The organism is Aquipseudomonas ullengensis (assembly GCF_014174475.1).
GTDB classification, from domain to species: domain Bacteria; phylum Pseudomonadota; class Gammaproteobacteria; order Pseudomonadales; family Pseudomonadaceae; genus Aquipseudomonas; species Aquipseudomonas ullengensis.
Genome location: NZ_JACJUD010000002.1, coordinates 382,894 through 396,313 on the forward strand (window position 1 = coordinate 382,894; position 13,420 = coordinate 396,313).

Annotated in this window: 13 protein-coding genes; 4 read left to right on the forward strand and 9 right to left on the reverse strand. The window is 65.5% G+C overall.

The window, feature by feature from the left end:
- Positions 1–118 precede the first annotated feature (118 nt).
- The 5 genes from H3H51_RS07195 to H3H51_RS07215 form a co-directional block, all read right to left on the reverse strand.
- The gene (locus H3H51_RS07195) at positions 119–1,141 is read right to left on the reverse strand and encodes an AbrB family transcriptional regulator (protein ID WP_183088372.1); all 1,023 of its coding nucleotides are present in this window, start codon (positions 1,139–1,141) and stop codon (positions 119–121) included.
- The gene (locus tag H3H51_RS07200) at positions 1,134–2,642 is read right to left on the reverse strand and encodes a tripartite tricarboxylate transporter permease (protein ID WP_183088373.1); all 1,509 of its coding nucleotides are present in this window, start codon (positions 2,640–2,642) and stop codon (positions 1,134–1,136) included. The genes H3H51_RS07195 and H3H51_RS07200 overlap by 8 nt, the downstream gene beginning before the upstream one ends.
- A gap of 1 nt (position 2,643) precedes the next feature.
- Positions 2,644–3,090: a tripartite tricarboxylate transporter TctB family protein gene (locus H3H51_RS07205; RefSeq protein ID WP_183088374.1), complete on the reverse strand. Its 447-nt coding sequence runs from the start codon at positions 3,088–3,090 to the stop codon at positions 2,644–2,646.
- Between the two features lie 139 nt (positions 3,091–3,229).
- Positions 3,230–4,204 carry a Bug family tripartite tricarboxylate transporter substrate binding protein gene (locus tag H3H51_RS07210; protein ID WP_183088375.1) on the reverse strand — a complete coding sequence of 325 codons (975 nt, stop codon included), beginning with the start codon at positions 4,202–4,204 and terminating at the stop codon, positions 3,230–3,232.
- Positions 4,205–4,233: 29 nt separating this feature from the next.
- Positions 4,234–5,496, reverse strand: coding sequence for an OprD family porin (locus H3H51_RS07215; protein WP_235981306.1), 1,263 nt, complete (start codon positions 5,494–5,496; stop codon positions 4,234–4,236).
- A gap of 205 nt (positions 5,497–5,701) precedes the next feature.
- Here H3H51_RS07215 and H3H51_RS07220 point away from each other — a divergent pair, with 205 nt between their 5' ends.
- Both H3H51_RS07220 and H3H51_RS07225 read left to right on the forward strand, forming a co-directional pair.
- The gene (locus H3H51_RS07220) at positions 5,702–6,373 is read left to right on the forward strand and encodes a response regulator (RefSeq protein WP_183088377.1); all 672 of its coding nucleotides are present in this window, start codon (positions 5,702–5,704) and stop codon (positions 6,371–6,373) included.
- Positions 6,366–7,757: a sensor histidine kinase gene (locus H3H51_RS07225; protein WP_183088378.1), complete on the forward strand. Its 1,392-nt coding sequence runs from the start codon at positions 6,366–6,368 to the stop codon at positions 7,755–7,757. Before H3H51_RS07220 ends, H3H51_RS07225 begins: the two co-directional genes overlap by 8 nt.
- Here H3H51_RS07225 and H3H51_RS07230 read toward each other — a convergent pair.
- The 3 genes from H3H51_RS07230 to ygfZ form a co-directional block, all read right to left on the reverse strand.
- Complete coding sequence (locus H3H51_RS07230; RefSeq protein WP_183088379.1) at positions 7,754–8,509, reverse strand: substrate-binding periplasmic protein; 756 nt, start codon at positions 8,507–8,509, stop codon at positions 7,754–7,756. The two genes, H3H51_RS07225 and H3H51_RS07230, sit on opposite strands and share 4 nt — an antisense overlap.
- A 151-nt stretch (positions 8,510–8,660) precedes the next feature.
- Positions 8,661–9,497 (reverse strand): HDOD domain-containing protein, encoded by an 837-nt coding sequence (locus tag H3H51_RS07235; RefSeq protein ID WP_183088380.1) that lies wholly within the window; start codon positions 9,495–9,497, stop codon positions 8,661–8,663.
- A gap of 241 nt (positions 9,498–9,738) precedes the next feature.
- Positions 9,739–10,680: a CAF17-like 4Fe-4S cluster assembly/insertion protein YgfZ gene (gene ygfZ, locus H3H51_RS07240; RefSeq protein ID WP_183088381.1), complete on the reverse strand. Its 942-nt coding sequence runs from the start codon at positions 10,678–10,680 to the stop codon at positions 9,739–9,741.
- 119 nt (positions 10,681–10,799) lie between these two features.
- Between ygfZ and H3H51_RS07245 the strand changes: the two genes are divergently transcribed.
- Both H3H51_RS07245 and H3H51_RS07250 read left to right on the forward strand, forming a co-directional pair.
- A complete protein-coding gene (locus H3H51_RS07245; RefSeq protein ID WP_183088382.1) occupies positions 10,800–11,054 on the forward strand; it encodes an FAD assembly factor SdhE in 255 nt (84 codons plus the stop codon).
- Entirely contained in the window at positions 11,038–11,490 is a 453-nt protein-coding gene (locus tag H3H51_RS07250; protein WP_183088383.1) for a protein YgfX, read from the forward strand. The genes H3H51_RS07245 and H3H51_RS07250 overlap by 17 nt, the downstream gene beginning before the upstream one ends.
- Here the strand turns inward: H3H51_RS07250 and nadB are convergent.
- Entirely contained in the window at positions 11,459–13,075 is a 1,617-nt protein-coding gene (gene nadB / locus H3H51_RS07255; RefSeq protein ID WP_183088384.1) for an L-aspartate oxidase, read from the reverse strand. The genes H3H51_RS07250 and nadB overlap by 32 nt on opposite strands.
- Between the last annotated feature and the right edge of the window lie 345 nt (positions 13,076–13,420).

A 13,420-nucleotide genomic window follows, 5' to 3' on the forward strand; every position in this document is an offset into this window, starting at 1 on the left:
GCTTGCTGGCGATGCTCTGCGTAACGACTGATCGCCAGCAAGCTGGCTCCTACAGGTTGTGCACGGCGTAACGCAAAGACCCGCGCGAGGCGGGTCGAACGTGGGGGCGTGATAGGACTCAGCCGCCGCTGCGCCTCAGCCACAGGCGAAACAGCGGCTCGGCGAGGAACAGCACGCAGACCAGGCGCAGCACCTGCAGCCCGGTCACCAGCGGTACCGACAGCGCCAGGGCCTCGGCGGTCAGGCTCAGCTCGGCGATGCCACCGGGCATCATGCCAAGCATCAGCGCGTGCTCATCCAGGGCGCCGAGCCAGCTCAGGGCCTCGGCGCCGAGCGCGGCAGCGAGCATGCCGAGCAGGGTGGCCAGCAGCACCAGGGCGACGAAGCGCGGCGCGCGGCGGAAGAATTCGCGGTTGAAGTGGCAGCCCAGGGCGCTGCCGATCAGCCATTGGCCGACCTGGCTGGTGCCGGCCGGCAGGCTCAGGTTACGCGCCAGCAGTACTGCCCCCACTGCGCTGAACAGGATCGGCCCGAGCAGCCAGGGGTTGGGTTGGCGCAGGCGCTGCCAGCCCAGTGCCAGCAACGCGCCACCGCCGAGCAATACCGCCAGGGCTGGGATGTCGACCTCGCCACCGGCATGTTCAAGCGGGATCGGCGCCCCCAGCCACCACTGGAACAGCGCGGGTACGCTGAGTACCACCAGCAGCAGGCGCAGGCTTTGCCCTGCGGCCACCTGGCTGGCGACGGCGCCGTTGCGCTGGCCGAGGTTGACCATTTCACTGGCGCCACCGGGCATGCTGGCGAAGAACGCCGTGGCGCGGTCATGGCCGGCGCGGCGCAGCAGGCCGATGCCGATCAGGCAGGTGAGGCTGGTAAGCAATGCGCCGGCGGTGAGCAGGCCGCCGTGTTCGACGATCTGTTCCAGCACCGCGGGGCTGAAGTGCAGGCCGATGCCGGTGCCCACCAGCCACTGCCCGCACTTGCGTGCGCCGGGCACCTCGCGCAGGTCGAGGTTGCCCAGGCAGCGCAGCAGGATCACTGCCAGCAAGGAGCCGACCATCCACGGCAGCGGCCAGCCGATCAAGCCGGCCAGCCAGCCGCCGGTAGCGCCGACCAGCGGCGTGAGCAGCCAGTTAGGCATGGGCGGCCCGCAGCGCGCGGCGTTTGCGCAGCCAGCGCAGGCCGGGCAGGGCCAGCATCAGCGCGGCCAGGCCCCACAGCGCCATGCTGATCGGGCTGTGCCAGAGGATCGCCAGATCACCGTTGCTGATCGACAAGGCGCGGCGCAGGTTGGACTCCATCAGCTCGCCGAGGACGAAGCCGAGGATCAGCGCCGACAGCGGGAAGTCCATCTTGCGCAGCAGGTAGCCGAACACGCCGAGGCCGATCATCAGCACCAGGTCGAAGGTGGTGCTGTGCACCGCATACACGCCAACCAGGCTGACGATGGTGATGGCTGGTACCAGGATCCAGGTCGGCACGCTGAGCATGCGGGCGAACAGGCCGACCAGCGGGATGTTCATCACCAGTAGGATCACGTTGCCGATGAATAACGAGGCGATCAGGCCCCAGACCACATCCGGCTGCTGCTCGAACAGCAGCGGGCCGGGGGTGATGTTGTACAGCGTCAGCGCGCCGATCATCACTGCGGTGGTACCCGAGCCCGGTACCCCGAGGGTCAGCATGGGGATCAGCGAGCCGCAGGCCGAGGCGTTGTTGGCCGCTTCCGGGGCCGCCACGCCGCGCAAGTCACCCTCGCCGAAGCGCCCGGACTCACCGGCGATACGCTTCTCGCTCATGTAGGTGATGGCGCTGGCGATGGTCGCCCCGGCGCCCGGCAGCACGCCGATGACGAAGCCGGCCAGTGAACTGCGCACTGTGCTCCACCAGGTGAAGGCGAACTCCTTGGCGCTGAACAGCATGCGCCCGCTGGCTTTCACCGCCTGCTGGCCGCTGGCGGTGTGCTCGAGCATCAGCAGCACCTCGCTGACGCTGAACAGGCCGATCACCACGATGACGAACTGGATGCCATCGGACAGGCCGACATTGTCGAAGGTGAAGCGATACACGCCGGTGGTGGCATCCACCCCGACCGTGGCCAGGCCCAGGCCGATCAGCGCGGCGAGCAGGGTCTTCACCGGTTTGTCGCCGACCATGCCGCCGAGGCAGGCGATGGCGAACACCATCAACACGAAATACTCGGCCGGGCCGAAGGCCACCGCCCAGTTGGCCAGGATCGGCGCGAACAGCACCACGCCGATGGTGGCGATGGTGCTACCGATGAACGAGCTCATGGCTGACAGCGACAGGGCGATACCGGCCTTGCCCTGGCGCGCCATCGGGTAGCCGTCGAGGGTGGTCATGATCGCCGCGGCGTCGCCCGGCACGTTGAGCAGGATCGCCGAGATCCGCCCGCCGTACTCGCAGCCCAGGTACACGGCGGCCAGCAGGATCAGCGCGGTTTCCGGTGGCAGGCCGAGGGCGAAGGCCAGCGGCAGCAGGATGGCCACGCCGTTGATCGGCCCCAGGCCCGGCAGCAGGCCGACCACAGTGCCGACGAAGGCGCCGAACAGCGCCACCAGCAGGTTGATCGGGCGGGTGGCGACATCGAAGCCTTGCAGCAAGAAATTCAGCGTTTCCATGTCAGTTCCCCACGAAGGCTTCGAACACGCCGAGCGGAAGCGGCACGTCGAGCAGGTAATCGAAAAACCCGTAGAGCAGCACGCCCATCAGCAGGCCGCTGACGGCGCTGAGCAGCACTCGGCCGTTGAACAGCAGGCCCAGGCTGAAGCCGGCCAGGGCGGTGCTGAGGACGAAGCCCAGCGGCTCGAACAGCATGGCGTAGGCCAGCAGCGCGGCGACGCACAGAGCGACCTTGCGCGCCAGGACCCAGGAGATCGGCAGGGTTGGCTCGCTCGCAGGCTTGCACAGCAGCCACAGCGCGGCGGCAGCCATCAGGGTCAGCAACAGCAGGGGGTAGGCGCGCGGGCCGACCGGGTCGTAGGTGAAGGGCGCCTGGAAACCCCAGGCGACCACGGCGAGAAAGGCGCAGACGAGCAGCCAGACCGCAGCGAACAGGCGGACATACATGAGGGTGTCCTCACAGGAATGGGGGAGTAGTTGCAAGACCCTGTAGGAGCCAGCTTGCTGGCGATCCGGGTGCCCCTGAGGTTCAGCATGGGCGCCGATCGCCAGCAAGCTGGCTCCTACAAAAGCCGGCGGGCAGGGCTTATTTGGCCAAACCGAACTCGCCGGCCAGCGCCTTGTAGTCCTGCACCTGCTTGAGCACGTAGGCCTGCAACTCGTCGCCGGTCATGCTCAGGGGGAACAGGTCGCGCTGTTCGCGCAGCGTGGCGAACTCGGGGCTGGCCAGCAGGGTGTCGAACTGGCTCTTCCACCAGGCGAAGTCGGCGTCACTGACTTCCGGGCCCATGTAGAAACCACGGATCACCGGCCAGGTGATGTCGAAGCCCTGCTCCCTGGCGGTGGGGATGCTGGCCAGCTTGCCGGGCAGGCGCTGCTCGGACAGCACGGCGATCACGCGGATCTTGTTCGCCGTCAGTTGCGGGGTGACTTCGCCGAGGCCGCTGCTGGTCACCTGCACATGGCCGCCGAGCATCGCGGTGAGGGTTTCGCCACCGCCCTCGAAGGCCACATAGCGCAGCTGCTGCGGGTCGATGCCAGCCAGGCGGGCGAGCAGTGCGGTCTGCATCCAGTCCTGGCCGCCGATGGTGGCGCCGGCGCCGAAGACGATGCTGCCGGGGTCTTTCTTCAGCGCTTCGACCAGGTCGCCGAGGGTCTGGTAGGGCGAGTCGGCGCGCACGCTGATGGCGCCGTAGTCGGTGCCGATACCGGCTAGCCAGCGCACGGCGTGTTCGTCGTAACGGCCGAACTTGCCCTGGGCCAGGTTGAGCAGGGAGCCGGAGGAGAAGGCAGTGATGGTGCCGGCATCCTTCGGACGCTGGGCGACCACCGCGTTGTAGGCCACCGCGCCGACGCCGCCGGGCATGTAGGTGACGCGCATCGGCGCCTTGAGCAGGCCGTTGTCCTTGAGGCCGCTTTGGGCCAGCTTGCAGGTCAGGTCGAAGCCGCCGCCGGGCTTGGCCGGGGCGATGCACTCGGGGCGCTTGGGTTCGGCGAGCAGTTGGCTGCTCAGGGTCAGGGCGGCAAAGGCAAGAGCGATACGCGACAGGGCAGTCTTCATCTTGTTCTCCTGTGGAGTTTTATTGTGGCTTACCAGATGGCCAGGGAGTAGCCGACGATCACGCGGTTCTCGTCTGCATCGCGGGCGAAACTGGAGCGGAAGCTGGCATTGCGTAGGCGCACGTAGAGGTCCTTGAGCGGGCCGCTCTGCACCACGTATTTGAGCTCGGTGTTGCGCTCCCACTCGGTGCCTTCTTCAGCGCTGCCGGTCACCTGGGCGTTGTCGCCCTTGATGTAGCGGGTCATGAAGCTCAGGCCCGGCAGGCCGAGGCCGGCGAAGTCGTAGTCGTAGCGGGCTTGCCAGGAGCGTTCTTCGGCATTGGCGAAGTCGTTGATCTGCACGAAGTTGACCAGGAACGGATCGCTGCCATCGATGTAGGCGAAGCCGGTATCGCCGGAGAGGTGCTGGTAGCCGAGGCCGACCTTGTGCCCGCTGTGGGCATAGGAGACCAGGCCATTCCACGCGCGGTTGTCGACTTCGCCGGCCTTGGCCGAGCCGCTGTCGTCGCTGATCGATACGCGCAGGTCAGCGCTCAGTGCGCCACCGCCCAGGGGCTGGCTGGCCAGCAGGCCGAGGAAGTGCTGGCGGTAGATGTCCTCGACATCGGCATAGTAGTAACGGCCGGTCAGGCCCTTGGCGAACGTGTAGTCGAAACCGGCCAGGTCCATGTGTTCGGCACTGATACCGCTGGTGAAGCGCTTGTTCTTGCTGTTGAGGAGCAGGTCCTCGGAGTTGGTCGAGGCGCGGTCGATCACCTTGTCCAGGCGTCCGCCGGTGAAGGCCAGGCCTTCCAGCTCGCTGGAGGTCAGCAAGCCACCCTCGAACACCTGCGGCAGCAGACGGCTGTCGCTGGCCTTGACCACGGGCAGCTCGGGGATGTGCGAGCCATAGCGGAACTCGCTGGAAGACACTTTGACTTTCGCGGTCAGGCCCAGGCGGCCGAATTCGTCCGGGGTGCCGCCGTCGTCCTGTACGGGGAGCAGGTCGGTGCCGGTACGGCCGCCGCCGGAGTCGAGTTTGACGCCGAGCATGCCGAGGGCGTCGAGGCCGACGCCGACCGTGCCTTCGGTGTAACCGGACTGAATGTCGAGGAGGAAGCCCTGGCCCCATTCTTCGCGCTTGTTCTGTCCGGCATCTTCACGGAAGTCGCGGTTCAGGTAGATGTTGGTGGTGGTCAGGCTGGCGCTGCTGTCTTCGATGAAGGCGGCATGGCTGACCGGGGCAAGGCTGCAGGCGAGAAGGGTGAGGCTGAGGCGGACAGGCGGCAGGGCCTGCCGGGAGGCAGTGCGCATCATGTGGTCTCCGATTGTTGTTTTTGTCACGCCGGAGCAACCACGCGGCCGGCGTTCTTTGGGTGGTTCTAGCCACCCTGGAGGGATGCTAGGGCGCCAAGCTTTCACCAGGCTTTCAGCTTGAAAGAAAGTCTTCAGGGCATTCGCGCAGGTGTTTGGGCCGTTACACTCGCCGTATAAGAACAAGTTTGTGGAGTGCCTAAACGTGCGAATCCTGCTGGTCGAAGACCATCTTCCCCTGGCCGAAAGCGTGGCTCAGGCCCTGCGTGGCGCAGGCCTGACGGTGGACGTGCTGCACGACGGCGTGGCTGCCGAGCACGCCCTGGCCAGCGAGGATTACAGCCTCGCGGTGCTCGACGTGGGGTTGCCGCGCCTGGATGGTTTCGAGGTGCTGGCGCGCACCCGTGCCCGCGGCAAGGTGCTGCCGGTGCTGATGCTGACTGCGCGCGGTGAGGTCAAGGATCGCGTGCACGGGCTCAACCTCGGCGCCGATGACTATCTGGCCAAGCCCTTCGAGTTGACCGAGCTGGAGGCGCGGGTCAAGGCGCTGCTGCGGCGCAGCGTGCTCGGTGGTGAAGCCCAGCAGCGCTGCGGGGCGCTGGTCTATGACCTGGGCACGCGGCGCTTCAGCCTGCACGAGCAGGTGCTCAGCCTGACCTCGCGCGAGCAGTCGGTACTGGAAGCGCTGATCGCCCGGCCTGGGCGGGTGATGAGCAAGGAGCAACTGGCCGACCAGGTATTCGGCCTGGACGAGGAAGCCAGCGCCGACGCCATCGAGATCTACATCCATCGCCTGCGCAAGAAGCTCGAGGGCAATGCGGTGCGCATCGTCACCTTCCGTGGTCTGGGCTATCTGCTGGAGGCGGTGAGTGACTGAACAACGCGCTGGGAGCCTGCGTGGCCGGCTGCTGCGCCGGCTGGCCATCCTGCTGGCCATCCCGCTGCTGATCGGTAGCGTCAGCGCTTACTGGAACGGTCGCGCCGCCGCCGATGCGGCCTATGACCGAACCCTGCTGGCCTCGGCACGGGCTATCGCCGATGGCCTGTATGCCGACGACGGCACCCTGCGCGCCGACGTGCCCTATGTGGCGCTGGATGTGTTCGCCTATGACAGCGAGGGGCGCATCTTCTATCAGGTCAACGACCTGCAGGGGCGTCTGGTCTCCGGCTACGACCACCTGCCGCCGCCGCCACCCGGCACCCAGCGCACCGACGATTACCCGGCCCTGGCACGCTTCTACGACGGCGAGTTCGATGGCGTGGGCGTGCGCGTGGTCAGCCTGCTGCAGCCAGTCAGCGAGCCGGACATCAACGGCATGGCGGAAATCCGCGTGGCCGAGACCGAGGGCGCGCGCGAGCGCATGGCCCGCAGCCTGTTGCTTGATACGTTGTGGCGCATGGGCCTGCTGGCGCTGATCACCCTGGCCCTGGTGTGGCTGGCGGTGAGCGCCGCGCTACGCCCGCTGGAGCGCCTGCGGGGCGCGGTGGAGGAGCGCGAGCCGGACGACCTGCGGCCTCTGCCGATGGTCGAAGCGCAGGATGAGCTGCGTCCGCTGGTGGCGGCGTTCAACCATTTCACTGAGCGCCTGCGCCAGCAGTTCGAGCGCCAAGCGCAGTTTATCGCCGATGCGTCCCACGAGCTGCGCACGCCGCTGGCGGCGCTCAAGGCGCGCATCGAGCTGGGCCTGCGTGAAACCGAACCGGCGCTGTGGCGCAGCACCCTGGAAAAAGCTGCGCAGAGTACGGACCGACTGACCCATCTGGCCAACCAGTTGCTCTCGCTGGCGCGCATCGAGCGCGGGGCGCGAGCGATTGCCGAGGGCGGAGCAGAACGCGTCGACCTGGCTCAGTTGGCGCGTGAGCTGGGTATGGCCCTGGCGCCACTGGCCCATCAGCGTGGCATCAGCCTGGCGCTGGAGGCCGAGGAAGGTGTGTGCATCGACGGTGAGACGACGCTGCTCAACGAGCTGATCTACAACCTGGTGGATAACGCCATGACCCACACGCCAGGGGGCGGCAGCGTGATTCTGCGGGTGCTGCAGCCGGCCGTGCTGGAGGTGGAAGACGATGGGCCGGGCATTGCGCCGGAAGAGCGCGACAAGGTATTCGAGCGCTTCTACCGCAGCAATCCACAGGTCGGCGGTGCCGGGTTGGGGCTGGCGATAGTCGGGGATATCTGCCGCGCGCACCTGGCGCAGATCAGCCTGCATGATGGGCGCAGTGGCGGGTTGCGGGTGCGGGTCAGTTTCCCAGCGGTCTAAGGCACCAGGCTCACGGGCTGTTGCACCTCCAGCAGGTACTTCGACACCCGGCCGCTGTCGCGCAGTTTCTGCAGGCCCAGGTTGAAGCGCTGCAGTAGCGCCTCGTTACCGGCGACCTTGCGCGATAGCAGCAGGTGCAGGCTATCGCTGTTCAGCGGCAGCGGATGGAAGCTCAGCTGGTGGCGTTCGGCAGAGCTGAACTTGCTGCGCAGCAGGTCGAAGGCCACCACCTTGTCCATCGGCAGTGCATCGAGTCGTCCCGCCAGCAGCATGCGTATGGCCTGTTCCTCGTTGCTCAGGCGCTGCATGTGCACCTGGCCGTTCTTTTCCGCTTGCTGGAAGGCCGGGCCGTAGTTGTAATCGATGGCGCCACCGATGCGCTTGTCGCGCAGGTCGCTGATCTGTTGCCAGTCGAGAGGGCGGTCCTTGCGGTGGAACAGGTAGTAGCTGGTGTCGACGACCGGGTCGCTGATGAAGAAGCTCTGTTCGCGCTCGGGGCTGCGCCGCCACACGGCGGAGCCGGAGCTCTTGCCGTTCTCGGCAGTGCGCAAGGCGCGGGCCCAGGGGTAGAACGTCCACTTCACCTGAATGCCTTCAATAGCGAAGGCTTCCTCGATGATGCGTGAAGCCACGCCGTGATGGGGCAGCTTTTCGCCCAGGTAGGGGCTCCACTCGCCGTTGGTCAGGGTAATGGTCTCGGCCTGCAGGTTGCAGCCGAAAGCCAGGGCGCACAGCAGTAGCAGCATACGCATCGGGTGCTTCCTTCCCCAGGTTGAACAGGCAAAGGCAGTTCCATCGGGCCTTTGCGGCGGTAAGGCTAAAGCCGCCGCCCCACAACTGCAGGCAGTTGCGGGGTTTGTTCATAGCGTAGAAGGGCTTGGCGAATACGTCTGCCGGGAGGTGTTACTGGAGCATGCTGGTGGCCGCTTCCATCGCGGCGGAGAGGTCTTCGTCGGCCTGCATGTCGACATTGGGGTCGAGGCCGAGCTTGGCAAAGGCGGGGATTTTGCTCCAGTCGAGCTGGGTGTAGGGGTGCTCGCTGCCCAGGTAGCTCTGCAGTGTGGCGACCTGGACGATATCTACGTAATCGACCTTGGCCGAGTCGCGACTGAAGTTCAGGTGTTGGCCAGGAACCAAGGCGATCGGTTCGGGGAACTCCCAGGCGCGCAGGATTTTTTCGCCGATGATCGGGTGAATCTTCTCGATCACGTGGTTGAGGCTGATGGAGTCCGCCAGCAGCTCGTTGTGCTCTTCGGCATAGGTAAGGATCGGTAGGATGCCGATCTGGTGAACTAGGCCGGCGAGAGTTGCCTGATCGGGCAGCAGGCGTGTGTAGTGTTTGCACAGAACGTGGCAGATACCGGCGATTTCGGTGCTTTTGTTCCACACTTCTCGCATTTTTCGATCAACCACGTCGGAAGTGGCCTGGAACATCTGTTCCATCGCCAGGCCGGTGGCCAGGTTGCAGGTGTAGTTGATGCCGAGGCGGCCGACGGCCATCTGCAGGTCGGTGATTTCCTTGTTGGTGCGCAGCAGCGGGCTGTTCACCACCTTGATGATGCGCGCGGTGAGGGCGGCATCGTTGCCGATCACCTTGCTCAGTGCCGGGATGCTGATATTCGGGTCTTCCGCGGCTTCGCGAACCCGCAGGGCCACCTCGGGAAGGGTCGGCAGCACCAGTTCATCGTTTTCGATGGCCTGGATCAGTTCCTGTTGGACTTTCTCGGCAAGCTTGCTCATCTCGGCTCTCGGATCATTCGACCGCATCAGTTTAGGCGCTGGGGCGATCATTGTTCAGGGTCTGCCCGGGTTGTACCGCGTTTGTCCGGGCCCGTGCATCAGTTTTTTACTTGGAACTTGTGAGCGATCTCGCGGGCTAGAGCCTGGCCCGGCAGAAATGGCCGAGGGCATGTTGTAAGTGAGCGGCCGGAGGTCATTGCTGGCGGCGCGCGGCCGACTTCAGCTGATCGCCAGCCGGATCCTAGCGCTGGATCTCGCGGTCGGCATCCAGTGCATAAGGTAGGTCTAGCAGGCTCAGCGCGGCGCCATCGAGGCTGCCGAGGTGGAGGCGGCCATCATTCTTCGCATCTTCCTGGAGCACGGCGAGCAGCTCGATGCCTTGCTCGGCGTGGGCTGCCAGCACCACTTCACCGACGCTGGAACCATGCACCGGAGAAAACAGCTCGGCACCCGCAGCTGGCAAGTCACTGCCTGTCAGACTCAGGCGATAGAGACGCCGCTTGAGCTTGCCGAGGTACTGCATGCGCGCAACGATTTCCTGGCCGGTGTAGCAGCCCTTCTTGAAACTCACCCCGCCCAGGGCCTGCAGGTTGATCATCTGCGGGATGAACAGCTCGCGGGTCGGCCCGAAGACTTGGCCGATGCCGGCGCGCACCTGGCCCAGCAACCAGGCGTTGAGCGGGGCCTCGGGCAGTGCGGCACCCAGTTGCTGGTGCAGGCGAGTGGTTTCATTGGCGGGTGCCCACAGCTCGGCGCGACCGCCGGGCAGGCGCAGGGCGATCAGCCTCTCGGCGCGAACCACGGCATCGGCGTCCTGCGGCAGGTCGAGGCCAAGGCTGGCGAGGACGCTATCGCCCTGGCTCAGGCCGAAACGTACCCAGGCGCCGGACTCGTCGCTTAGGGTCGACTTGGAGAACACGGCGTATTTCTTCAGGTCGGCCAGTTGCGCGTCCAGCAGCTCGCTGGCCATGGCCAGCAGGTAGCCGTCGCCCTCGGGCAGGATGCGGAAGCTCGAGGTCATGCGGCCCTTGGGCGTGCAGCGTGCGCCCAGGCTGGTGCTGTGCTGGTCGAGGTAGTTGAGGTTGCAGGTGACCTGGCCCTGGAGGAACTTGGCGGCATCGGTGCCACGTACGGCGAGCAGGGATTCGTGGGTCAGGGTGCAAAAAAAGGCGGAGTCGGCCATTGGCGATCGCAGCTTGAGTAGTCCGGGGCGCCATCATAGAGCCGCGCTGCCGGCTTGTCAGCGGGTGCCGAGCGCGACTGTGCTCGCTATACTGCGCACCTTTCCACAGGAGCCGATGTATGGCCGACTCTACTGAACTGAATCGACTCTTCTGGCACAGCCGCCGCGGCATGCTGGAGCTGGATGTATTGCTGGTGCCTTTCGTCAGGGAAGTTTACGCGACCCTTGATGCCGAGGATCAGGAGCGTTACCGCAAGCTGCTGGAATGCGAGGACCAGGACATGTTTGGCTGGTTCATGCAGCGCAATGAGCCGCAAGACCCGGATCTGCTGCGCATGGTTCGCATGATTCTGGATCGTGTCCAGCCCAAGTAAGCGCTTCGAATGCCACTGGCAGGCCTCGCGCCTGCTGTTGGTGGCATATCTGCTGGCCCAGTTCCTGGCGCTGGTTACCCTTCTTCTGATCGATATTCCTCTCTGGGCCCGCTGCCTGGCGGCTTTGTGCTGCCTCTTGCATGGGATGTGGGTGTTGCCGCGGCAGATTCTGCTGGGGCATCCGCAAGCCTTTACCGGCTTGCGGCGAGACGAGGAGGGGTGGCAGCTGTGGAGCCGGGCGCAGGGCTGGCAGGCGGTGCAATTACGCCCGGACAGCCTGGCGCTGCCGTTGGCGGTGATCCTGCGCTTTCGCCTGGCGGGAGAGCGGCGGGTGCGCGGCCTGTGCATCCCGCGTGATGCCTTGGCGCGGGAGGTGCATCGGCGCCTGCGGGTGCGCCTGAAGTTCAGTCGGCGTAGGTGGGCGGCGCCAGAATAGTGTCGCGGGCTTCCGGTAGCAGGTCCGGGTAATCCAGGGTGTAGTGCAGGCCGCGGCTTTCGTGGCGTTGCATGGCTGACTCGATCATCAGTTCGGCGACCTGGGCCAGGTTGCGCAGCTCGATCAGGTCACGGCTGACCTTGTAGTTGCTGTAGAACTCGTCGATCTCGTCGAGCAGCAGGCGTACCCGATGCTGGGCGCGCTGCAGGCGCTTGTTGGTGCGCACGATGCCGACGTAGTCCCACATGAAGCGCCGCAGCTCGTCCCAGTTGTGCGCGATGATCACGTCCTCGTCCGAGTCGGTGACCTGGCTGGCGTCCCAGGTGGGCAGGCTGGCCGGCATCGGCACCTGATCCAGCTGGGCGACTATGTGTTCCACCGCCGAGCGGGCGTAGACGAAGCATTCCAGCAGCGAGTTGCTGGCCATGCGGTTGGCGCCATGCAGGCCGGTGAAGCTGGTTTCGCCGATGGCATATAGGCCAGGCACATCGGTGCAGCCTTGCTGGTCGACCACCACGCCGCCGCAGGTGTAGTGCGCCGCCGGTACCACCGGGATGGCCTGGCGGGTAATGTCGATGCCGAATTCCAGGCAGCGTTCGTAGACGGTTGGGAAGTGGCTCTTCACGAACTCGGGCGGCTGGTGGCTGATGTCCAGGTACACGCAGTCGACACCGAGGCGTTTCATCTCATGGTCGATGGCGCGGGCGACGATGTCGCGCGGGGCCAGTTCTTCGCGGGCGTCGAAGCGCGCCATGAAGCGTTCGCCATTGGGCAGTTTGAGGTGTGCGCCTTCCCCGCGCAGGGCTTCGGTGATAAGGAAACTCTTGGCCTGTGGGTGATACAGGCAGGTCGGGTGGAACTGGTTGAACTCCAGGTTGCCGACCCGGCAGCCGGCACGCCAGGCCATGGCCACGCCATCGCCGCTGGCGCCGTCGGGGTTGCTGGTATAGAGGTAGACCTTGGCTGCGCCGCCGGTGGCGAGGATGACGAAGCGTGCGTGGTAGGTGTCGACTTCGCCGCTGTTGCGATTCAGCACATAGGCGCCGAGGCAGCGCTGGCCGCTCAGGCCGAGCTTGCGCTCGGTGATCAGGTCGACCGCCACGCGCTGCTCCAGCAGCTCGACGTTGCTGCGCAGGCGGGTCTGCTGCAGCAAGGTGTTGAAGATCGCTGCGCCGGTAGCATCGGCGGCATGGATGATGCGGCGGTGGCTGTGGCCACCTTCGCGGGTCAGGTGGAATTCAAAACCACCGTCCTCGCGGTCGTGCTCATCATCACGGGTAAAGGGCACGCCCTGTTCGATCAACCACTGAATGGCTTCTCGGCTGTGTTCGACGGTGAAGCGCACGGCATCTTCGCGGCACAGTCCGCCGCCAGCGTTGAGGGTGTCCTCGACATGCGACTGCACGGTGTCGGCATCGTCCAGTACGGCCGCGACGCCGCCCTGGGCCCAGTAGGTAGAGCCGTTGGCCAGGTCGCCCTTGCTCAGGACGGCAATGCGCAGGTGCTGCGGCAGCGTCAGGGCCAGGGTCAGGCCGGCAGCACCGCTGCCGATCACCAGAACGTCGTGCTGATAGTGTTGGCTCATTTCTACTAGGGTTCCCGCGAAAAGGCGCCGCCTAGTATATAGAGGGGGTGAGCGGCACAATAGCTCGCTTATGCCTGAGCATGCCGCTCGGGAACTTTCTTAGTCGCTCAGGTTCCATTAGCCAACACCGATGGCTAAATGGCATTGATCGGTCGCAGCGCTGTGCGCGGTCGGCCACTAGAACGATTATTCAGCGGCAGGGTAGAAGCCTTGTTGCAGTGTTTGCTGCAGATGCCATGGCGGTGCAGGAAGCTTGTTTGGAGGGGAGAACTTTTGCGAAACCACCGAGTCTATCTTGGCAAGACGATTGACTGGCCGGCGCGGGGCTCCTCCGAATACCAGGAG